This is a genomic window from Streptomyces atratus, assembly GCF_040655115.1.
Taxonomy (GTDB): domain Bacteria; phylum Actinomycetota; class Actinomycetes; order Streptomycetales; family Streptomycetaceae; genus Streptomyces; species Streptomyces atratus_D.
In genome coordinates, this window is the sequence record NZ_JBFAJH010000014.1 from 85,073 (window position 1) to 106,627 (window position 21,555).

Below are 21,555 nucleotides of genomic sequence, written 5' to 3' on the forward strand. Positions count from 1 at the left end.
TGCGGCACTGGCTTGGGTCCTTCGTTTGGATCGGGCCGGACCCCCGTGAGCCCTGCGTGATCCGAACGAGAGGCTCAGGGGGGCGGGGTCGGGCAGTTGCTCAGGCCGGGGTCAGCCGGACCGTCAGGATCTGGAACGGCCGCAGCGCCAGTACGAGACCGTGCTCATCGGTCGTCGCCTCGTGCAGGGGCCGTTCCAGCAGGTCGGTGATCTGCGCCCGCACGACGGGGAAGCCGACCCGGAGCGTGGTCTCCGCCCGGCCGCCCGCCGACTCGTACAGCCGGACGACCACATCGCCGCTGCGGTCCTCGGCGAGCTTCACGGACTCCACGGTCACCGCCGGATGCCCGGTGGTGACAAGCGACGGCACGGCCGGGGCCACTGCCGCGCGCAGCGGCAGATTGAGCGCGAGCCCCTCGCGCACCGCGTCCGAGACCTCCGCCCCGGGCGCCAGCGCGTACCGGAACCGATGCGTGCCGAGGTCGGTCTCCGGATCCGGGCTGTGCGGGGCGCGCAGCAGCGTCAGCCGTACGGTCGTGGCGAGCCCCGAGCCGTGCGGGGTCCGGGTCACGTCGTGCCCGTACGTGGAGTCGTTGAGCACCGCGATCCCGTATCCCGGCTCGGCGACCCGCAGCCAGCGGTGCGCACAGATCTCGAAACGCGCCGCGTCCCAGCCGGTGTTGTCGTGCGTTGCGCGGTGGACGTGCCCGAACTGGATCTCGGACGTGGACCGTTCGGCGTGCACATCGAGCGGGAACGCGGCCTTGAGGACCTTCTCCGACTCCTGCCAGTCCACCTCGGTGTCGATGTCGATCTGCCTGCTGCCCGCCGCCAGCCGGATCTCCTGCACGATCCGCGACCTCCCGAAGGAGCGCACCACGCGCACGGCTGCCCGCAGCGGTCCCTCCTCGACCAGTTCGACCGAGTCGGCATCGGTCAGATCGGTGCGGGACCGGCGGTAGTGCCGGTCGATGTCCCAGGCATCCCAGTGGTTGGGGTGGTCCGGGTGCAGCTGAAGGAGGTTGGCCCGGTGACCGGGGGCGAGGACCTCACGCCGTGCACCGAGATCACGGACGGCGGCGATCAGCCCGTCGCGGTCGACGGTGAAGCGCAGCAGCCCGTTGTCGAGGACGAACCCGTCGTCCGACGTGCGGCCCGCCGTGACCTCGCGGTCGGGCACCGCCGATCCGTCGAGCAGTCCCGCGCCCAGCCCCGGCGCCTCGGCGAGGACCGCCGTGCGCCAGTCGGCCAGCTGCTGGACATGGGCGCCGGACGGCAGCACCGCGCTCGCCTCCGCGTCCAGCTCCAGGACCTGGTGGCGTTCGTACGGAGAGGAGTTGAGCGCCACCAGCCCCTCCGCGGCGCCGAGCGCGGTCACCGCCTCGGCGACCAGGCCGGCCAGCTCCGCCCGCACCTGTTCGTAGGTGTCGCGGGCTTCGCGGTGCACCCAGGCGATCGACGAACCGGGCAGGATGTCATGGAACTGATGCAGCAGGACCGTTTTCCAGACCCGGTCCAGCGTCTCGTACGGATAGGGGTACCCGGGCGCCCGGAGGGCTGCCGTCGTCGCCCACAACTCGGCCTCGCGCAGCAGGTGTTCGCTGCGCCGGTTGCCCTGCTTGGTCTTGGCCTGGGTGGTGTACGTCGCCCGGTGCAGCTCCAGATACAGCTCCCCGGACCAGACCGGGGCCTGCTCCGCGTACTCCTCCTCCGCCGCCGCGAAGAATGCCGACGGCTTCTCGATCGTGACGCGTGGAGAACCCTCCAGATCGCGGAGCCGACGCGCCTTCTCCAGCATCTCGCGGGTCGGACCGCCGCCGCCGTCTCCCCAGCCGAACGGCACCAGCGAGCGGGTCGCCCGCCCCTTGTCGGCGAAGTTCTTCTCCGCATGGGCGAGTTCACGGGCGTGGAAGTGTGCGTTGTACGTGTCGACGGGCGGGAAATGGGTGAAGACCCTGGTCCCGTCGATGCCCTCCCACCAGAAGGTGTGGTGCGGCATCTTGTTGGTCTGGTTCCAGGACAGTTTCTGCGTCAGGAACCACTTCACACCCGCCAGTTTCGCGAGTTGAGGGAATGCGGCTGTGTAGCCGAAGGAGTCCGGCAGCCAGATCTCCTCCGTCTCCACCCCCAGCTCCTCCTCGAAGAAACGCTTTCCGTGCACGATCTGCCGGGCCAGCGCCTCACCGCCCGGCATATTGGCATCGGACTCCACCCACATCGAACCGACGGGCGCCCACTGTCCGTCCGCCACCGCGCGCTTGATCCGCTCCCAGATGTGCGGCTGATGGTCACGCACCCAGGCGTACTGCTGGGCCTGGGAACAGGCGAAGACCAGCTCCGGATAGTCCTGGGCGAGCGCGGTGACGTTGGCGAACGTGCGCGAGGCCTTCCGTACCGTCTCGCGCAGCGGCCACAGCCACGCCGAGTCGATGTGTGCGTGACCGGCCGCCGAGATCCGGTGCGCGCTCGCCGACGCGGGACGGGCGAGTGCCCCGGCGAGCTCGGCCCGGGCTGCGGACGCCGTGCCGGCCACGTCATGCAGGTCCAGCGCGTCGAGCATCCGCTCCAGCGCCCGCAGGATCTCGTGCCGGCGTGACCGGTCGGCGGGCAGTTCGTGCATCAGTTCGGACAACACCTCGATGTCCAGGACGAGATGCCAGACCTGCTCGTCCAGTACGGCGAGGTCCGCGGAGGCGAACCGGTACAGGGGCTGGTCGCCCGCCGTGAGGACGTCGCCGAGCGGGGTCGGCGTGAAGCCGTGCTCCAGTACGGCCGGGTTGGCCGCCGCCTCCAGCAGCAAGGAGACCGGCTCACCACCCGACGCCGCGGTCGCGACCGTCAGATGTCGATTGCGCGGGTGGATGCCCTTGAGCGGTACGCCCTCGGTGTCGTAGAGCATTCCCTCCGCCTGGAAGCCCGGCCCCTGGCCGGAGAAACCAGGGTCGACGACCACCTCGACGTGGCGCCCCGCCCACGTCTCGGGCACCGTGCCCTCCAGCCGGAACCAGCTGGTCGACCAGGGCCTGCCCCACTCGGTGCCGGTCCCGAACGGCTCGTACGTCCCTTTCAGCGCCTCCGCCACCGGCACCGGTTCGCCCGGCGCGTGCCACACGGAGAGGGCGAGCGGGGACCGGTCCGCGTACTGGGCGGGGCGGATGAATTGCTGGAGGGCGCGCTCCAGGCGGCCCTCCACCAGTGTGCGGTCGTCGTGCATCACGGCTCCTCGGGGTCGGCGGTCGTGGGGCGTTCATGGCACCACTTCCCCGGTGACGCGAGGGGCACCCCTGACGGGCGACGGCATACGGCGGAGGGCCGGTCCGGAACCCGCAGGCGCGGGCAGCCGGGCCGGGAAGGGGAGCGCAGGCGGGCACGGCCATGTGATCGTCACCCGGGAGACCCCCTGATGGTCAGTTGAGCCGCAGCGTGCCGGGCGTGGTCCGTTCCTCGATGATCTGCACCAGCTGGTCGAAGAGGGTCGGACCGCGGCCGGCCAGCGCCTCGTCCAGGGCCCGTTGAAGGGCAGGCCTGTTGGTGGGGTGCGCGCGGCCGATCTGCTGGCGCAGCCGGCGCGCGGTCTCCTCGTGCCCCAGGGCCCGGGCGGAGAGCGCGTGGTTGCGCCAGTCGATGACGAAGTCACCGTCGTCCGGTGTTCCCATGCCGCCGCTCAGGCAGTCCGCGAAGGCGTCGAGGTTGCGGCCGAAGTAGCCGCCGGGACCGTTCACCGCCTCGCCGATCACCTGCCAGAACCGTTCCAGGCCGGTGATGCCGGAGCCGTCGATCACATAGGTCACGGTCATGGGCGCAGGGTAGCTTCTCGGTGGTCCGGTGATCCGCGCCGCAGGTGGGGGGCTACGGCGCGGATCGGACCGGAGGGGTGGAGCCGGCTTACGTGTGCGGGCCGCCGGGACTCAGCAGCCGTAGTCGACGAGGTCGAACGTCGCGTAGTGGTCGGCGGTGTAATAGTCCTCCTGGGACGCCTCGCCCGTCACGATCCGCCGCGCGCCGCGGGTCGGGGAGCCCGGGGTGATGACGGTGTACTCGTGGTAATAGCCGGTGCTCCGGCTGGGCAGCACGCCTTCACGGTTCTGGAAGACGGCCCCGTCCTGCGAGTACGGGAAGGGACCGCCCGCCTCGATCAGATCGAGGGCGTCGTGCGCCTGGGACGGCAGGCCCGAGTAGCAGATGCTGCCGACCGACGTGGCCGCGGCGGTGGCGGACGCCGTGACCGGGCCGCCGACGAAGAAGACGGACAGGAGGGTGGCGATGCCGCCGAGCATGGTGATCCGTGGGGGGATTCGCATGTCCACCATGATGACGCGCGTAGACATGTCCGCGTCAATGCCAACTCGTGTGAATTTTTTGAAAGTTAGACCGACGCGAAATGTAACAGCCGTGCGTCCGCGAAAGAGGACTGCGCCCGCCCCCTGTGTACATATTGATGAGTCGACAAGCGTGACGGCCCCTGTGCGGGGCATGCATCCCAGGAGGACGTTCGACGAGAAGGGGGCGATCGACTGTGCACGCGGGGGAGACGATGGAGCGTCGGAACCAGGTTCAGCTGCGCCGCAGACTGGCTCGCACCGATCTGGCGGCCGTGGCCGAAGCGCGTTGTGCCTTGAGGGAGTTCCTGCGGCATCGATGGCAGGAGGAGTCCGCCGGAGTGGCGGAGCTCCTGCTCAGCGAACTGGTGACCAACGCGCTGGTCCACACGGATCACGGAGCGGTCGTCACCGTGAACGTGGCGCCGACGACCTTACGCGTCGAGGTCCGGGACTTCGTCACCGGACTGCCCATGTCGTACGTACCGAACGCCGACGACGGTACGCACGGCAGGGGACTGGTTCTGGTGCACGCGCTCGCGGACAATTGGGGGGTGACGGCGCACGCGCTGGGCAAGGTCGTCTGGTTCGAGCTGGACGGTGAAAAGCCCTGAGAGCCCGGAAGGGACCGGACCGTCAGGGCCTTTTGCGACGGATCAGCCGAACTGCCGTTCCAGGTCCTTCAGTTTTCGCTCCAGCGAATCGAGCCGGGGCAGTGCCTGGGTGTCGTCCTCGGCGGTGAGGTCGACGGTGACCGGTTCATTGGAGTTCCGGTCCGAGGCGCTGGAGCTCGGACCCGTCACGGCCTGCAGGGACGGCCGGGCGTGCAAGGACAGTTGTCCCGGCTCGGACAGGGCGGGCTCCACGACGGACTGCGCGGAGACCGCCGAGGGGGCGATGGCCTGGACATCCACCTGGGTGCCGCCCCGGCCGACCCGGCGCCAGGCCCGGTTCTGCCGGTTCAGCGCCTTGATGTGGGCCCGGTCCAGCTTCTCCTGGTCCTTCCTGCGGAGACGGTGCTGTTCCTTCTCCCGCCGGTCCTCACGTACCTCATCGACCGCTTCGTCCAGGGTGCGTACGTTTTCCAGCAGCATCAGTGACCAGGCGCCGAAGGTCTCACGGGGGGCGCGCAGCCATCGTACGATCCGGATCTGCGGCAGCGGACGGGGCACCAGGCCCTGCTCGCGCAGTGCGGCCCGGCGGGTCTGCTTCAGTGCCCGGTCGAAGAGCACGGCTGCCGAGAGCGACATCCCCGCGAAGAAGTGCGGAGCGCCCGCGTGGTCGATTCCGCGGGGTGCGTGCACCCAGTTGAACCAGGCGGCCGCGCCGGCGAACGTCCATACGAGCAGCCGTGATCCGAGCGCCGCGTCACCGTGGCTGGCCTCGCGCACCGCGAGTACGGAACAGAACATCGCGGCCCCGTCGAGGCCGAACGGAACGAGATACTCCCAGCCCCCGGAGAGGCCGAGGTTCTGCTCGCCGAAGCCGACGAGCCCATGGAAGGAGAGGGCGGCGGCGACCGCCGCGCAGCAGAACAGCAGGACGTACGAGGCGGTGGCATACAGCGCCTCCTTACGTCTGCGACGTTCCTCGCTGCGTTCCCAGCTGTTGTCGGTCGCGGAATTGTCAGTGGCGCGCTTGCCGCGTGCGACCACCGCCACCGCCGCCAGGACCCCCACGAGCAGCACGGCGCCCGGAAGCAGCCAATTCAGCGATATGTCGGTCAGTCTCATGCGCGGTCCCTTGCATCGCGTAGGGCATTTCGGGCGCCATGATTACCGAAACCCCGTCACGCTCAGGGGGTTTCGGGGCAAGAGAACGCCATTGGGTTGGCAGGGCATACGGATAGCCGGGATTTGAACGAATATCCGTACACGGCCAGTGATCTGCGTTCGAATAATACTACTCGTGCGAGTGGTGTGGATCAGTGAGGGGGCGTCAGTTTCCGTACCCGCTCCGTGTCACAGGTGCGCGGGCAGGTGACGCAGATGTCCTCGGGGCGCAGCGTGTAGAAGAGACAGCAGCTCGCCCGGTCGCGGGTGGGCAGCGACTCGCCGTTCGGCCCGGTCAGTTCACGGAAGCCCGCCGAGCCGACGTACGGCTTCGTGGTACCCGGCAGCAGCACGTCCAGCTCAGCCATCGCGCGCCGCTCCTCGCCGAGCAGATGGGCGATGTACCAGAGTCCCTCGACGATCTCGTCCGTCGCCATGCCCCACAACGCCCGCCTGCCGCGCCGCATCCGTGGTCCGAAGCCGTCCAGCACCGGGCCGATGTGGTCGGCCACGGCGGCGAGCACCTCGGCCCGCAGCGCCGCCTCGTCCGGGACCACCCGGGCGCCCGGCAGCCCGGCCGCCGGATCGTCCGGAAGGCAGGCGAAGTCCCTTACGCGGACGGTCAGATGACCCAGTGCCCGCTGGAACGCCACATCCCCGACGGGGATTCGGGGAACCCGCCGGTGCAGGAACCACGGCACCGTCACCAGCAGACAGGCGGGCCAGGCGTACCGGTGCAGTCCGAAGCCGGCGACCACATCGGGCCGGGGCTGCTGCCCGTAGTCCCGCAGCACCTGCGCGTGGTCCCGGGCGAGGAAGGCGTCGAGCGCGGCACCACCCGCCGCGAGCTCGTCCGCACCCACCCAGCCGGCACCGCGAGGGGTGGCCTCGTCGTCCGCCAGCACCTCCGCGCGCAGCCCGGGGAAGACCTCGGCCAGACGTGCGTACGCGCCCGTCACGGCGGACGCGGTGGTGCCGGGAAGCAGAGTGGGGAGGGTCATGCAGGGACCACCGAATCGCGATCGTTTGCAGGTAAGCCTTACCTTATCCGAACCGTTCGGTGTTTGAACTGCGGCGCCGCCCGCTTATGGTGCACAACGGGCATGGCGCAGGCGAGCCGGCCCACGACCGGCCGAGGAGGTCCGAGTGGAGCAGGGCAGAGCGCGTGAGCAGGCACGGCCGCCGTACACGTCCGCGCCGGCCTCGGTACCGCCCGTCCGGGTGCCGGAACAGGCGTTCGGCGGTCAGCCGGGTGCCGAGCGGGCCGGTGCCGAGCCGGTGCGTGGCGAGCACACCCACAGCGAGTCGCCCGCGCCCCGCGTCGTGGTGCAGCGGCACTCCGTACGCGGCCAGATCCTGGAAGCCCTGCGCGGCGCCCTCGTCGACGGCGAGCTGCTGCCCGGGCAGGTCTACTCCGCCCCGGCGCTCGGCGCCCGCTTCGGCGTGTCGGCGACGCCGGTCCGTGAGGCGATGCAGCAGCTGGCCATCGAGGGCGCCGTCGAGGTCGTACCGAACCGCGGCTTCCGGGTCGCCGAGCGCGGCCCGCACGAGCTCGCCGAACTGGCCGAGGTGCGCGCCCTGATCGAGGTGCCCGTCATGCTGCGGCTGGCCCGCACCGTGGAGCAGGGCCACTGGGCCGCCCTGCGCCCGCTGGCCGAGGCCACCGTCGCGGCCGCCGCGGTCGGTGACCGGGCGAGCTACGCCGAGTCCGACCGCGCCTTCCACCGTGCGGTCCTCATGCTCTCCGGCAACCAGCAGCTCGTGAGGGTCGCCGACGATCTGCACCGGCGCTCCCAGTGGCCCCTGGAGAACAACCCGGCCACCCGCCGCGCCGATCTGCTCGCCGACGCCGCGGAGCACACCGCCTTGCTCGACGCGCTGATCGCCCAGGATCTCGCCGTCGTGCAGTCGCTCGTACGCGAGCACTTCGCGGGCGCGGACCGCTGACACCACGGTGGGGGCTGCCACGTCCACGGACCGCCGTGGCTACCCTGTGCCTCTCATCGCATGATCGTTCTTGAGGGGGCGGGATGACATGGAACCGGGGTCCGTGGCCGGTGTCCGGGCTGGTGGTGGCGGTGCTGGGACTGGGGCTGGCCGCGGCGGGCTGTTCGCGCGAAGCCGAGTCCGGGAAGTCCACCAGGGAGCCTTCCGGGACGCCGGCGACGAGCGCGAGCCCCGGCCGTACACCTTCTCGACCCGCCGGGCCGTCGCCGACGTACTCCGCGGCCCCGTCAGCTTCCGCGCCGGCCGCGGTCCCCCTGCCGCCGACGAGGAAGCCCGTACCCCCGAAGTCCCCGGTCACGCCGCCCCGGCGCGACAGCAGCGGACAGGACGGAAAGCCTGCCGCCGCAGTGCCGCAGAACCCGAACCGTGGCCCGAACCCGCCTCCCGCGCCGTTCCGTCCGACGCCGGCCCCCGAGTGGAGCGACGCGGGCTGGAAGCCCGGCGATCTGGTCGAGGACCGTACCTGACGGTCCTCCGCGGCGGGCCCGTGCTCACGTCCTTCCCCCGCGGCAGGGAGTGGGCTCCCGGCGCCCTGCGGCTCCGCTTGCGGCGTCGTCGTCAGTCACCGACGCTCCGCGTGGACTCCTTGTTCCGCCTTGCCGTCGAAGCCGCATGACGCCGCTCGCCGATCCACTCCCTGTCACGCGGGAGGCCGTCAGTTCGCCTCGGCCGTTCCCGGGGCCGGCGGCTCCAAGTGCGGTGCCAGCCAGGTCGGTACGCCGCCCAGGAGGCGGAAGAGGCGGCCCGCCTCGGCGCGCAGCCGCGCCGCCGCCTCCGGTTCCGGTTCGGTGTCCGCCAGAGCGATGAGCGCCGGGGCCGTGCCGACCAGATAGCCCAGCTCCTCCCTTATCCGCAGCGACTCGGCGAACCCGTGCCGGGCCTCGGCCAGTTCGCCTTCCCGCAGCGACAGCAGCGCCAGGTGACGCCAGGTCGAGGAGAGCAGCAGCTCGTCCCCCTGGGTCGTCGCGCCGGCGTGCGCCCTGTGGTACGCGGCACGGGCGGCCTGCGGCGAGTCGGCGATGTTCTGCGCGATCAGGCCACGGCGGAAGTCGAGCAGCGGGCGGCCAGGGGCCGTGGGGGAGAGCAGGGCGGCGGACCGGCTCAGCGCGACACGGGCCTCGTCGGCCCGGTCCCGCACTTTGAGGAGGGTCGACGCGTATGCCAGATGGCCGCGTTCGCAGGCGGCGGTGCCGCGCTCGGCGTCATCGTGGGCGAGGGCCTCGGCGGTGCGCAGGGCGTCCTCGGCGTCGGTCCAGCCCTCGCCGGTGTACAGACACCGTTCGATCAGCAGAGCTGTCCGCTGGAGCGCCGCGGCCGGATCGGTCGTGGCATCGCGTTCGAGCAGAGCGGCGGCGTCCGTCCAGCAGGCGCGTGACCGCAGCCGCCATACCGCTGTCTGGAGCGGCGGATCGTCATCTGCTGTCGTTCCGGAACCAGACATGGCGGTATACGCCACATTGCCCTCCCCGAGCGCGCCATTGAGCTGTTGAGGACCTGTCCTCGAACCGGGCCCGACCCGGGTTCGAAGACAGGCACTGAGTCTGGCGGCATCTCAGCACGGAATGGCACGCCGGGCCAAGGGGTCAGGTGAATGAATTCACAATCGGTTGGTCGTGGAGAGGGCTGTGGTAGACGCGTGGAGTCAGCTCATACGCAGGGCCAGGAAGAAGTCGAGCTTGTCCTCCAGGCGCGAAAGGTCACGCCCCGTCAACTGCTCGATTCGCCCGACCCGGTAGCGCAAGGTGTTGACGTGCAGATGCAACCGGGCCGCGCAGCGGGTCCATGAACCGTCGCAGTCCAGGAACGCTTCCAGGGTCGGGATCAGCTCGGCGCGGTGGCGCCGGTCGTAGCCGCGCAGCGGGTCGAGCAGCCGTGCGGTGAACGCGCGGCGCACATCGTCCGGAACGAACGGCAGCAGCAGGACGTGCGAGGCCAACTCGTGGTGGCCGGCCGCGCAGACCCGGCCCGGACGGGCCGCCGCCACCCGGCGGGCGTGCCGGGCCTCCTCCAGGGCGCCACGCAGCCCCTCGGGGGAGTGCACGGCGGCGCTGACACCCAGTGTCAGGCGGCCGTCGTCGGCGAGGCCCGCGGAGAGTGGTTCGCGGACGGCGGCGAGCAGCGCGTCGGCGTGCAGCGCCGGGTCGTCCTTGGCGCCGGCCGCGGCGTCCCCGGCGTCCGCGGTCCCGGCGTCCGTGAACTCCGGCACCGGTGCGGCGACGGCGGGCAGCGGTACGAGGGCGATCGCCTCGTCGCCCATGTGCGCGACCGCGATCCGGTCGGCGGAGTCGGGGCCGGTGACCGCCGGGTCGACCAGGATCTCCTCCAGCAGCGCCTGGGCGACGGGGCCGCCCGCGATACCGGATGTGCCCGCGCCGTCCGTGGAGCCCGGCGTGCCCTCCACGTCCCAGTCGACCCGGGCGACGACGACCTGCCAGTGCGGGGCGGAGCCGAGACCGGGCAGCAGGACCGGGGCGGCGACCCGCAGCCTGGCCGCGATCTCGGTGGGCGCGGCACCCGCCTGGACCAGCTCCAGGACCTCCTGGGCGAGCCTGCGGCCCACCGTACGGGCCGCGTCGCGCCGGTCCCGTTCGACCGCGATCAGCTGGGTCACGCCCTGGAGCAGATCCAGCCGGGCAGCCGGCCAGTCGCTCGCGTCGGCCTCCACCGCGAGCAGCCAGTCGGAAAGGACCGACTCGCGGACATCGCGGGAGGCGGGGGCGGCGTCCTTGCCGGTGTTCCGGATCGGGAACAGCGAATACGTGATGCCCTCGACCATGGCCCGGTGCGGCCCCGGGCGGCCGGTGCGGGTGGCGGCCAGATGCCGGCCGGCCAGCACCGCGCCGACGGGTCCGGACAGGGGCACCCCGGCGCCCGCGATCTGCCGACCGGTGGGGGAGAGTACCCAGGCGCGCAGGTCCAGGTCCGAGCCGAGCAGATCGAGGACCACCTCCGGGCCGCCGCCGGCCGGCCCCGAGGTCATCAGCCTCCGGTGTCGGTCCACGACCGCCGCCAGGTCGCCCGCCCGCTCGCCGGAGACCTGGCGCACCACATGCTCGGTGATCGTTGCGAACGCGACGGTCTCATGGACGGCGAAGAGGGGCAGCCGGTGCCGCGCGCACGCGTCGACCAGATCGTCGGGGACGTTGCCGAGCTCCGCCTCGCCGGCCGCGAGTCCGGCGACCCCGGCGCCCACCAGGATCCGTACGAACGGCTCCGAGTCCGCCGCGTCCCGGCGCCACGCCAGGCCCGTCAGGACCAGCTCTCCGCCGGCCAGGTAGCGGCTCGGGTCCCGCAGGTCGGTGGTCATGACGCCGCGGACGGACCGGTCGAGCTCGTCCTCGCCGCCGAGCAGCCGCAGGCCCAGCGCATCGGTTTCCAGCAGTGCGCGCAGCCGCATCTCGTTGCCACCGATCTCTTTCGTTGGAGCGGGTGAAAACTGGGTGTTGCGGTGAGGTCACTGAACCCCGCCATTCGTTCGAATCTACAAGACGAGGACGGCGACCAGCCAACTCCTTCATGGTTTCGGTGACTGCACCGCGCGGAGTCACGGCTGTGTACTGGGTCACACACCAACAGCACATGAACAAGCCAATCGAGGGCCGCCGTCCCCAGCCCCAGCGAACGACCCGAATGAGAAGAAGAGAGCCACTCATGGACTTCCTTCGCCCTGCCAGCTGGGAGGAGGCGCTCGCCGCCAAGGCCGAGCACCCGACGGCTGTGCCCATTGCGGGCGGCACCGATGTGATGGTCGAGATCAACTTCGACCACCGGCGGCCCGAGTACCTCCTGGACCTGAACCGCATCGGTGAGCTGTTCGAGTGGGAGGTGGGCCAGGAGAGCGTGCGGCTCGGTGCCTCGGTGCCGTACAGCCACATCATGGAGCACCTGCGGGCCGAGCTGCCCGGTCTGGCGCTCGCCTCGCACACCGTCGCATCCCCGCAGATCCGCAACCGCGGCGGCGTCGGCGGCAACCTGGGTACCGCGTCGCCCGCCGGTGACGCCCACCCGGCCCTGCTCGCCGCGGGCGCCGAGGTCGAGGCCGAGTCCGTACGCGGAACCCGGATGATCCCGATCGACGCCTTCTACACCGGTGTCAAGCGCAACGCCCTCGAACCGGACGAGCTGATCCGGGCCGTGCACATCGAGAAGGCCGACGGGCCGCAGCAGTACTCCAAGGTCGGCACCCGCAACGCGATGGTCATCGCCGTGTGCGCCTTCGGCCTCGCCCTGCACCCGGAGACCCGCACGGTCCGTACCGGCATCGGCTCCGCCGCCCCGACACCCGTCCGGGCGAAGGAGGCCGAGGAATTTCTGAACGCCGCGCTCGAAGAGGGCGGGTTCTGGGACAGTCGTACGATCATCACACCGTCCATCGCCGCGCAGTTCGCCACGCTCGCCGCCGGTGCCTGCAACCCGATCGACGATGTGCGCGGCACCGCCAACTACCGCAGGCACGCCGTGGGGATCATGGCCCGCCGCACCCTCGGCTGGACCTGGGAGTCGTACCGCGGCAACGGCCGCAGCACCGAAGGAGCTGCCTGATCATGCGCGTCAATTTCACGGTCAACGGCCGTCAGCAGGAGGCCGACGACGTCTGGGAGGGCGAGTCCCTCCTCTACGTGCTGCGCGAGCGGATGGGTCTGCCCGGCTCCAAGAACGCGTGCGAGCAGGGCGAATGCGGCTCCTGCACGGTCCGCCTGGACGGCGTACCGGTCTGTTCCTGTCTGGTCGCCGCAGGTCAGGTGGAGGGCCGCGAGGTCGTCACCGTGGAGGGCCTCGCCGACTTCGCCGCCCACCGCTCCGAGGCGCACCCCGGCAGTGGCTGCGCCTCCGGCGCCTGCGGCACCTCGCTCGACGAGGCCCGCCGGTGGGAGGCCGGGCCGACCGGTGAACAGCCCCGGGACACCGGTGAACTCTCCCCGATCCAGCAGGCGTTCATCGACGCGGGCGCCGTCCAGTGCGGCTTCTGCACCCCAGGTCTGCTGGTGGCCGCCGATGAGCTGCTGGAGCGCAACCCGGAGCCGTCCGACGCGGACATCCGCGAGGCGCTCTCCGGCAACCTCTGCCGCTGCACCGGCTACGAGAAGATCCTCGACGCGGTCCGCCTCGCGGCCGCCCGCGCGGAAGAAACGGTCTGACGATGGGCGTTATTGGCTCCCCCACGAACATCAACCAGGGCGCCCGCACCAAGGGCGGCATCGGCGAGTCCACGCTCCGCCCCGACGGTGTCCTGAAGGTCACCGGCGAGTTCGCGTACTCCTCGGACATGTGGCACGAGGACATGCTCTGGGGCCACACGCTGCGCTCCACGGTCGCGCACGCCGAGATCGTCTCGATCGACACCTCCGAGGCGCTCGCCACCTCCGGTGTCTACGCCGTCCTCACCTACGACGACCTGCCGGCCTCGGTGAAGAACTACGGCCTGGAGATCAAGGACACCCCCGTTCTCGCCCACGGCAAGGTCCGCCACCACGGCGAACCGGTGGCGCTCGTCGCCGCCGACCACCCGGAGACGGCCCGGCGCGCCGCCGCGAAGATCAGGATCGACTACCGCGAGCTGCCCGTCATCACCGACGAGGCGTCCGCCACCGCCCCCGACGCGATCCTCGTCCACGAGGGCCGGACCGACCACCACGCCGGGCACGTCCCGCACCCGAACATCGTCCACCGCCAGCCCATCGTCCGCGGCGACGCGGACGCGGCAGCGGCCCGTGCCGATGTGATCGTCAGCGGCGAGTACGTCTTCGGCATGCAGGACCAGGCCTTCCTCGGCCCCGAGTCCGGCCTGGCCGTCCCCGCCGAGGACGGTGGCGTCGATCTGTACGTCGCCACCCAGTGGCTGCACTCCGACCTCCGCCAGATCGCCCCCGTCCTCGGCCTGCCCGAGGACAAGGTCCGCATGACGCTCTCCGGCGTCGGCGGCGCCTTCGGCGGTCGCGAGGACCTCTCGATGCAGATCCACGCCTGCCTGCTGGCGCTCCGTACCGGCAAGCCGGTCAAGATCGTCTACAATCGGTTCGAGTCCTTCTTCGGACACGTCCACCGCCACCCCGCGAAGCTCTGGTACGAGCACGGCGCCACCCGCGACGGCAAACTCACCCACATGAAGTGCCGCATCGTGCTGGACGGCGGCGCCTACGCCTCCGCCTCCCCGGCCGTCGTCGGCAACGCCTCCTCGCTCGGTGTCGGCCCGTACGTCATCGACGACGTCGACATCGAAGCGATCGCGCTCTACACCAACAACCCGCCGTGCGGCGCCATGCGCGGTTTCGGCGCGGTCCAGGCGTGCTTCGCGTACGAGGCACAGATGGACAAGCTCGCCGCCGAACTCGGCATGGATCCGGTCGAGTTCAGGCAGCTCAACGCCATGGAGCAGGGCTCGCTCCTGCCGACCGGGCAGGTCGTCGACTCGCCCGCCCCGGTTGCCGAGCTGCTGCGCCGGGTCAAGGCCAGGCCGCTGCCGCCCGAGCGCCAGTGGGAGCTCGCCGGAGAGCAGGCCGACGTACGGGCGCTGCCCGGCGGTCTGTCCAACACCACCCACGGCGAGGGCGTCGTACGAGGCATCGGCTACGCGGTCGGTCTCAAGAACGTCGGCTTCTCCGAGGGGTTCGACGACTACTCGACCGCCCGGGTCCGCATGGAGGTCGTCGGGGGCGAACCGGTCGCGACCGTGCACACGGCGATGGCGGAGGTCGGGCAGGGTGGCGTCACCGTCCATGCCCAGATCGCCCGCACCGAACTCGGCGTCGCCCAGGTCACCATCCAGCCGGCCGACACCCAGGTCGGTTCGGCCGGATCCACCTCCGCCTCCCGGCAGACGTACGTCACCGGCGGCGCCGTGAAGCACTCCTGCGAGGCCGTCCGCGGACGCGTCCTGGAGATCGGCCGCCGCAAGTTCGGTACGTACCACCCCGCCTGGGCCACCGCCGAGCTGCTCCTGGAGGGCGGCAAGGTTGTCACCGACGGCGGCGAGGTGCTCGCCGACCTGGTCGACGTACTGGAGGACGAGGCGGTCGACATCGAGCTGGAGTGGCGCCACCGGCCCACCGAGGCGTTCGACCTGCGCACCGGACAGGGCAACGGCCACGTCCAGTACTCCTTCGCCGCACACCGCGCGGTCGTCGAGGTCGACACCGAGCTCGGCCTGGTCAAGGTCGTCGAACTGGCCTGTGCGCAGGACGTCGGCAAGGCGCTCAACCCGCTGTCCGTCGTCGGCCAGATCCAGGGCGGCACCACCCAGGGACTGGGTGTCGCCGTCATGGAGGAGATCATCGTGGACCCGAAGACCGCGAAGGTACGCAACCCGTCCTTCACGGACTACCTGATCCCCACCATCCTCGACACCCCGGCCATCCCGGTCGATGTGCTCGAACTCGCCGACGACCACGCCCCGTACGGGCTCCGTGGTGTCGGCGAGGCCCCGACCCTGTCGTCGACCCCGGCCGTCCTCGCGGCGATCCGGAACGCGACGGGTCTGGAGCTGAACAGGACACCGGTGCGTCCCGAGCACCTCACCGGCACCTGACCGACAGCCCGCCGAACTCTCCGGGCGGTGCGTGCCTCCCAGGAACGTCACACGTCCGCCGCCCGCACCACCCGGAGAACCCACGTACCGCACCGCTCGCGGTCCTCGGCACCACAGAGCGGCATCACACGCGATCTACCGCTGCGCCGGAAACACCCGCAGTACCCACGCGGTCACTCTGTGTGAACGGTTCGTCTCGGGCCGTCACCCCGGTCGTGCAGCCAAGCAGTCATCCCGATTCCCGCATCACGAGTCTCCATCGCGGGCTACTTCGCCCCCCACCCGATCGAGAGCTGGCTGGGCGTCAACTGACCACCCCCGCCCCTCCACACCTCGCTTAAGGAGACACGCCATGCTGGACATCGCCGAAGAGCTTCACCGGTGGGTCGGGCAGGGACGCGAGTTCGCCGTCGCCACGGTCGTGGCGGTCGGCGGGAGCGCGCCCCGGCAGCCGGGAGCCGCCCTCGCCGTCGACCGCGACGGCAACGCGATCGGTTCGGTCTCCGGCGGTTGTGTGGAGGGCGCGGTGTACGAGCTGTGCCAACAGGCCCTCGATGACGGCATCACCGTACGGGAGCAGTTCGGCTACAGCGACGAGGACGCCTTCGCGGTCGGTCTGACCTGCGGCGGCATCATCGATGTCCTGGTGACACCGGTCCGCGCGGACGACCCCGCACGCCCGGTGTTCGCCGCCGCGCTCGCCGCCGCGGCGGCAGGGCAGGCTGCGGCGGTGGTACGGATCACCGACGGCCCCGCCGAACTCCTCGGACGCCCCCAACTCGTCCACCCCGACGGCTCGTACGAGGGTGGGCTCGGCGGACACCCGGAGCTGGACCGCACCGCCGCGGCCGAGGCCCGCGCGATGCTGGACGCGGGCCGCACCGGCCCCGTCACCATCGGCGCCGAGGGCTCACGCTGCGGCCGCCCCCTCGCCCTGCTCGTCGAGTCGAGCGTCCCGCCGCCCCGGATGATCGTCTTCGGGGCCATCGACTTCGCCTCCGCCCTGGTCAGGGCCGGTAAATTCCTCGGGTACCACGTCACCGTGTGCGACGCCCGCCCCGTCTTCGCCACGGCGGCCCGCTTTCCCGACGCCGACGAGATCGTCGTCGACTGGCCGCACCGCTACCTTGCGGCGACCGCCGTCGACTCGCGCACCGTGCTCTGCGTGCTCACCCATGACGCCAAGTTCGATGTTCCGCTGCTGGAAACGGCGTTGAAGCTCCCGGTCGCGTACGTCGGCGCGATGGGATCGCGCCGTACGCATCTGGAACGCAACGACCGGCTGCGCGGGGTCGGCGTCACCGAAATCGAACTGGCCCGGCTCCACTCGCCGATCGGCCTGGACCTCGGAGCACGTACCCCCGAGGAGACCGCGCTCTCCATCGCCGCCGAGATCGTCGCCGACCGGCGTGGCGGCAGCGGCGTCCCGCTCACCGGCGCACACACCCCGATCCACCACGAGGGCGGCCGGCCGGTGGCGGGCCGCATCTCCTCGGTGGCCTGACCGGCTCTCGGGCCGCGACAAGGAGATCGAACGTTTCCGGTTCCCGCTCCGTCATAGGTGTGAGAAAAGGAGCTGGGAATGGCCCGATGGCGCAGAGCCGAGTCCCCGGACCGTGGACCGACCCTTGCGGAAGCGCTGGGCAGCGGAAGAGTACGGGCAGTACTCGCCCTCGGGAGTGTGCCCTGGGACGAGCTCGACGACGGAGTCCGGCAGGTACGGCTGAAGCTGATGGAGGAGGAAGCGAAACGGGGGTGTGGCGACCGACCCTCACGTCAAGAATCCGGGGACCGGGCGTGCGGGCTCACCGGAACGTGGCGCGACGCCGCACGTGAGCACGAGCCGTCGCTCGTCGGCCGGATGAAACGACCTGAAACAGGTGCAGTCGGGGGTGTCCGCCGGAACTCCTGAAGGGGCGGGATGCCGCCACGGCGGCATCCCGCCAGGAATAGACGCAGACGTGGGTGCGAACGTGCCGGTAGATCAAACCCCATGACATTCACAGCCTCCTCCGCTTCCGGCCGGGCGAGACCCGCGCGCGCGGGACGCAGGGCCCTGCTCATAGCGGCCTCGGTCGGGGTGCTGATGGAGCAGTACACCGAGTGGGGTACCACGACCACGATCCCCGTTGCCACGGTGCAGCGGCTCGCCGGTGAGACCTTGATCAAGGACGTCGGACGGGGCGGGAGTCTCACCGTCGCACAGCGCAGGTTCGCCCGGTACATGTACGACCTGGCCGACCGCCACAACGGCACCGTCCCGGACGGCTCGCTCACGTTCGCCCCGACCACCCTCCAGCTGGCGAAGGTGGAGAACACCTTCTACGGCCACAAGGCCGTGCTCGGCGGAGGCTACCGCTACGACATCCCGGACTACGGGCCCGGCATCGGCTTCACGGAGTACGAGAAGTTCCCCGGCACCCGCGACGAGTGGGTCACCCCGCTTCCGGGCGCCTCCTTCTGGTACGAGGACCACTCGGTCCTCAACGCCACCGAGACCGGTTTCGCGCACGAGATGCGCAGCGGCGACATGGACTACACGGCGGGCCGCACCTACCCCGCCCAGTGGTTCGCGCCGATCAGCCGCCCGCGTCTGGGCACCGGCTACTGGGGTCCGTTCCGTTCTGTCTACAACGACATGCAGTTCAACTTCACCCCGTGGACGGACTCGGGCGCGGGCCACTCGGGCGCCATGCCCGAGGACGAGTACGACACCACCACCACCGCCTTCTACCAGGGCGACACACTGATCAAGAAGGTCCGAGGGCGGGCCGGATTCGCCTGGGACGTGTCGCCGGAGAAGCTGCCGTACCGCTTCGTCCTCGACTCCACCCGCGACGGCGACGTGTGGAAGACCTCCACCCGCACGCACACCGAGTGGAACTTCGTCTCGGGCCAGATGGACCAGAGCGGTCCCTGGAAGGCCGACATCCCGCTGCTCCAGCTGGACTACAAGGTCGACACCGACCTCGCCGGTGACGTCGAGGCAGGCAAGTGGACCGAGGTCGGTCTCTCCTCCGGCACGCAGGAGTGGCTCGACGGTGCGATGAAAGCCAAGAACGCCTCGCTGTCGGTCAGTTACGACGACGGCAGGACCTGGAGCGGGACCGAGCTGTGCAGGATCTCCGAGGGCAACTGGACCGCGCTGTTCAAGACGCCCAACAAAGCGGGCGGCTTCGTCTCGCTCAAGGCGCACGCCGAGGACGGGAACGGGCTCGGCATCGATCAGGAGATCGTCCGGGCGTTCGGTCTGAAGTGACCTGCTGCCTGAACCGACCTGCTGACAGCCCCTCCTGAGAGTGCTCCGGAGGGCTTCCACGAGGTGGCTCCACACCCCCCGACAGGGATGTGGAGCCACCTTTCCTCATGCCTCCGGTCACCTCGCCGGCAGACGTCCGGTCTGCTCGTCGCACGGATGGCAGCAGGCGGTCGGTCGCCGCCTGGACGTTGCGGTTGAATGGGCCGGGTGACGTTCCGAGAAGCCGCACAGACCGTGTCCGAACCGTCCGTCCCCCGGGACCTGTCGACACGGCTGTCCTCGTACACCACCGTGTCGACCCGCCTCTCCCTCCTCAGCGACGAACGGCTCGGCCGACTGGTCGCCGGGGCGACCCCGGTCGGCACGGGGATCGGTGGCACCACGGCCGCGCTGGACGTCGACGGGGTGAAGACGTTCGTCAAGCGGGTCCCGCTGACCGCGCTGGAGCTGCGGCCGGAGAACGTCCGGTCCACGGCGAACCTCTTCGGACTGCCGGCCTTCTACCAGTACGGCCTGGGGTCGACCGGATTCGGAGCGTGGCGCGAACTCGCCGTGCACACCATGACGACCAACTGGGTGCTCGGCGGCGAGAGTCCCGCCTTCCCGCTGATGTACCACTGGCGGGTGCTGCCCAACTCTCGCGCCGGGACCCATGCGTTCGACTTCTTCGGCGGCCTGGACGGCGCGGTCGACCACTGGGACGGATCACCGGCCGTACGCAACCGGCTGGAGGCGATCCGCGACTCCACGGCCGGAATCGTCCTGTTCCTGGAGTACGTCCCGCAGACCCTGGGCGCATGGCTGGCCGGCCAGGACGACCCCGCCGAGTCCCTCCGCGCGGACGCGGAACTCGCGGACACCGTGGACTTCATGCGGGCCCGCGGTCTCGTCCACTTCGACGCCCACTTCGACAACATCCTCACCGACGGCCGGCAGCTGTACTTCTCCGACTTCGGTCTGGCCCTCAGCGACGGCTTCGAACTCGCGCCGCAGGAAGCGGACTTCCTCGACCGGCACCGGAGCTACGACCGGGCGCAGGTCGCCGGGCAGATGGTCTGGTACCACCTCGCGGAACGACTCCGCGGGACGCAGGACAACATCGAGTTCGTACGCGACTGGGCCGAGGGCGTCCGCCCCAGGGACCCCACCGGACCCCTGGCAGACCTCCTCACCCGGCACGCGCCGACGGCCCTCCTTCTGCGTGGGTTCCGTCAGCGCATGCTGGGCGGGAGGAAGACGGTGCCCTATCCGGCGGACGAGCTCGAGGCGTGCCTGAGGGCGGGGGACCTCATCGGCGGTCGCCGCCGGCCGTGAACGCCGCGCAGAGCAGGACCGGGGCCGCGGCAAGGGCGAAACACGCCGCGAGCGGCAGATGCCCCAGCACCAGACCGATCACGGCTGTTCCGCCCGATGACCCGGCATTGATCGCGGTGTTGACCCACGCGCCGGCCTGCGTACGGCTGCCCGAGCCGACGGACTCGTCCGCGATCAGATACGCCGTGGTCATGGCCGGGGCGACGAACAGCCCGGCGACAGCGACCGTGCCGACCAGCACGTACAGGTTCGGCGACAGCCCGGCGGCGAACAGGCACAGCCCCAGGGCGACGGCAAGTGCCGTCAGTCGCAGCCGACTCGACACGCGCCACGAGACGGCGCCGTAGGCCAGACCGCCGACCGCGCTCCCCGCGGAGAGCGCCGCCAGTACCCAGGCCACGGCCGCATCCTGGCCGTGCCGGTCGGTGAAGGCCACCACCAGCAGATCCAGCGCCCCCAGGCACAGCCCCACCCCGGCCGCAACCGCCGCCGCGTGACGCAACCCGGCCACGCGGAGCAGTGGTTTCCCGGACGGCACCGCGGGATGCGGCTTCGTCCTCGGCGGGCGGGGGCCCGTACCGCGCACTGCCGGAGAGGCCACCAGGGCCAACGCCCCGACCAGCACCAGCGCGGCACTGACCGCCACACCGGCCGCGGGTTCGGCGAACCTCACCAGCAGACCCACCAGCAAGGGCCCGGTGACGAAGAGGAGTTCCTCTGCCACGCCGTCCAGGCTGTAGGCGCGCTGGAGCAGCTCCCGGTCGGGCATGAGGCTGCTCCACACGGTCCGCATCACGGGCCCCAGGGGTGGTGCGCAGGCACCGGCGATCACGGCCCACACCCCCAGCCGGAGACCCGACGCACCGGGCTGCCAGGTGACGTGGGCCAGGACCGAGAGGAGCAGCGCGTACGCGATTGCCAGCGGCGGCAGCGCGCGTCGTGGCCCGTACCGGTCGATCAGCGCGGCACGGGCGGGGGAGAGGAGGACGCTGGTCGCCCCGAACAGGGCCATGACGGCGCCCGCCACGGAGTACGAGCCGGTGGCGTCCTTGACCGCCAGTATCAGGGAGAGGGAAACCATCCCGTACGAGAGTCGTCCCAGCAGGGCGGCCCCGAAGGTGCGGGAGGCATGACGGGTGCGCAGAACCGTTGCGTACGAGGGAGCGTGAGAGGGCGTGGGCGAAGGCGAAAGCATGAGGATCGTTCCTCGGGAGAGCAGCGCGGACCGACCGCGCTGTGTGCGTACAGGGACACCGGAGTGCCGCACCCCGTATGGCGGGTGCGGTCAGCGCGGGGTCCTAGACACGGAGGAAGAACATGCGTACAAATTTAGCAGCCGGCCGGCGGGGCGTTGTCAGT

General features: G+C 70.9%; 16 protein-coding genes and 1 pseudogene. 9 read left to right on the top strand and 8 right to left on the bottom strand.

What is annotated here, in order from left to right:
- Nucleotides 1–100: 100 nt before the first annotated feature.
- From AB0I23_RS18105 to AB0I23_RS18115, 3 genes are all read right to left on the bottom strand, one after another.
- Nucleotides 101–3,214, bottom strand: coding sequence for an alpha-mannosidase (locus AB0I23_RS18105; RefSeq protein ID WP_359110321.1), 3,114 nt, complete (start codon nucleotides 3,212–3,214; stop codon nucleotides 101–103).
- Nucleotides 3,215–3,407: 193 nt separating this feature from the next.
- Nucleotides 3,408–3,797 carry a barstar family protein gene (locus AB0I23_RS18110; protein ID WP_037691946.1) on the bottom strand — a complete coding sequence of 130 codons (390 nt, stop codon included), beginning with the start codon at nucleotides 3,795–3,797 and terminating at the stop codon, nucleotides 3,408–3,410.
- A 111-nt stretch (nucleotides 3,798–3,908) separates the two neighbouring features.
- A complete protein-coding gene (locus AB0I23_RS18115; protein WP_359110323.1) occupies nucleotides 3,909–4,301 on the bottom strand; it encodes a ribonuclease domain-containing protein in 393 nt (130 codons plus the stop codon).
- A 233-nt stretch (nucleotides 4,302–4,534) separates the two neighbouring features.
- Here AB0I23_RS18115 and AB0I23_RS18120 point away from each other — a divergent pair, with 233 nt between their 5' ends.
- Nucleotides 4,535–4,933 carry an ATP-binding protein gene (locus AB0I23_RS18120; protein WP_359110326.1) on the top strand — a complete coding sequence of 133 codons (399 nt, stop codon included), beginning with the start codon at nucleotides 4,535–4,537 and terminating at the stop codon, nucleotides 4,931–4,933.
- 42 nt (nucleotides 4,934–4,975) lie between these two features.
- On the opposite strand, the gene AB0I23_RS18125 is transcribed toward AB0I23_RS18120, so the two are convergent.
- Entirely contained in the window at nucleotides 4,976–6,052 is a 1,077-nt protein-coding gene (locus AB0I23_RS18125; RefSeq protein WP_359110328.1) for a DUF2637 domain-containing protein, read from the bottom strand.
- Nucleotides 6,053–6,243: 191 nt separating this feature from the next.
- Nucleotides 6,244–7,092 (bottom strand): (2Fe-2S)-binding protein, encoded by an 849-nt coding sequence (locus AB0I23_RS18130; protein ID WP_359110330.1) that lies wholly within the window; start codon nucleotides 7,090–7,092, stop codon nucleotides 6,244–6,246.
- Nucleotides 7,093–7,237: 145 nt separating this feature from the next.
- Between AB0I23_RS18130 and AB0I23_RS18135 the strand changes: the two genes are divergently transcribed.
- Nucleotides 7,238–8,038, top strand: coding sequence for a GntR family transcriptional regulator (locus AB0I23_RS18135; protein WP_359110331.1), 801 nt, complete (start codon nucleotides 7,238–7,240; stop codon nucleotides 8,036–8,038).
- A gap of 83 nt (nucleotides 8,039–8,121) precedes the next feature.
- Nucleotides 8,122–8,565, top strand: a complete 444-nt coding sequence (locus AB0I23_RS18140; protein ID WP_359110333.1) for a hypothetical protein — start codon at nucleotides 8,122–8,124, stop codon at nucleotides 8,563–8,565.
- 188 nt (nucleotides 8,566–8,753) lie between these two features.
- On the opposite strand, the gene AB0I23_RS18145 is transcribed toward AB0I23_RS18140, so the two are convergent.
- Together AB0I23_RS18145 and AB0I23_RS18150 are read right to left on the bottom strand one after the other, a co-directional pair.
- Nucleotides 8,754–9,539: a hypothetical protein gene (locus AB0I23_RS18145; protein WP_359110335.1), complete on the bottom strand. Its 786-nt coding sequence runs from the start codon at nucleotides 9,537–9,539 to the stop codon at nucleotides 8,754–8,756.
- A gap of 201 nt (nucleotides 9,540–9,740) precedes the next feature.
- Entirely contained in the window at nucleotides 9,741–11,495 is a 1,755-nt protein-coding gene (locus tag AB0I23_RS18150; RefSeq protein ID WP_359110336.1) for a PucR family transcriptional regulator ligand-binding domain-containing protein, read from the bottom strand.
- A 254-nt stretch (nucleotides 11,496–11,749) separates the two neighbouring features.
- Between AB0I23_RS18150 and AB0I23_RS18155 the strand changes: the two genes are divergently transcribed.
- The 6 genes and pseudogenes from AB0I23_RS18155 to AB0I23_RS18185 all read left to right on the top strand — a co-directional run bounded on the left by AB0I23_RS18155 (nucleotide 11,750) and on the right by AB0I23_RS18185 (nucleotide 20,196).
- Nucleotides 11,750–12,640 carry an FAD binding domain-containing protein gene (locus tag AB0I23_RS18155; protein ID WP_359110338.1) on the top strand — a complete coding sequence of 297 codons (891 nt, stop codon included), beginning with the start codon at nucleotides 11,750–11,752 and terminating at the stop codon, nucleotides 12,638–12,640.
- A 2-nt stretch (nucleotides 12,641–12,642) separates the two neighbouring features.
- Nucleotides 12,643–13,236, top strand: coding sequence for a (2Fe-2S)-binding protein (locus AB0I23_RS18160; RefSeq protein ID WP_359110339.1), 594 nt, complete (start codon nucleotides 12,643–12,645; stop codon nucleotides 13,234–13,236).
- A gap of 2 nt (nucleotides 13,237–13,238) precedes the next feature.
- A complete protein-coding gene (locus AB0I23_RS18165; protein ID WP_359110341.1) occupies nucleotides 13,239–15,623 on the top strand; it encodes a xanthine dehydrogenase family protein molybdopterin-binding subunit in 2,385 nt (794 codons plus the stop codon).
- A 352-nt stretch (nucleotides 15,624–15,975) separates the two neighbouring features.
- Nucleotides 15,976–17,127, top strand: a complete 1,152-nt coding sequence (locus tag AB0I23_RS18170) for an XdhC/CoxI family protein (RefSeq protein ID WP_359110342.1) — start codon at nucleotides 15,976–15,978, stop codon at nucleotides 17,125–17,127.
- A 456-nt stretch (nucleotides 17,128–17,583) separates the two neighbouring features.
- Nucleotides 17,584–18,882, top strand: a pseudogene (locus AB0I23_RS18180) (peptidase); the annotation flags it as partial.
- Between the two features lie 207 nt (nucleotides 18,883–19,089).
- Nucleotides 19,090–20,196, top strand: coding sequence for a protein kinase family protein (locus AB0I23_RS18185; protein ID WP_359110344.1), 1,107 nt, complete (start codon nucleotides 19,090–19,092; stop codon nucleotides 20,194–20,196).
- Here AB0I23_RS18185 and AB0I23_RS18190 read toward each other — a convergent pair.
- Nucleotides 20,171–21,391: an MFS transporter gene (locus AB0I23_RS18190; protein WP_359110346.1), complete on the bottom strand. Its 1,221-nt coding sequence runs from the start codon at nucleotides 21,389–21,391 to the stop codon at nucleotides 20,171–20,173. The genes AB0I23_RS18185 and AB0I23_RS18190 overlap by 26 nt on opposite strands.
- Nucleotides 21,392–21,555: the final 164 nt, after the last annotated feature.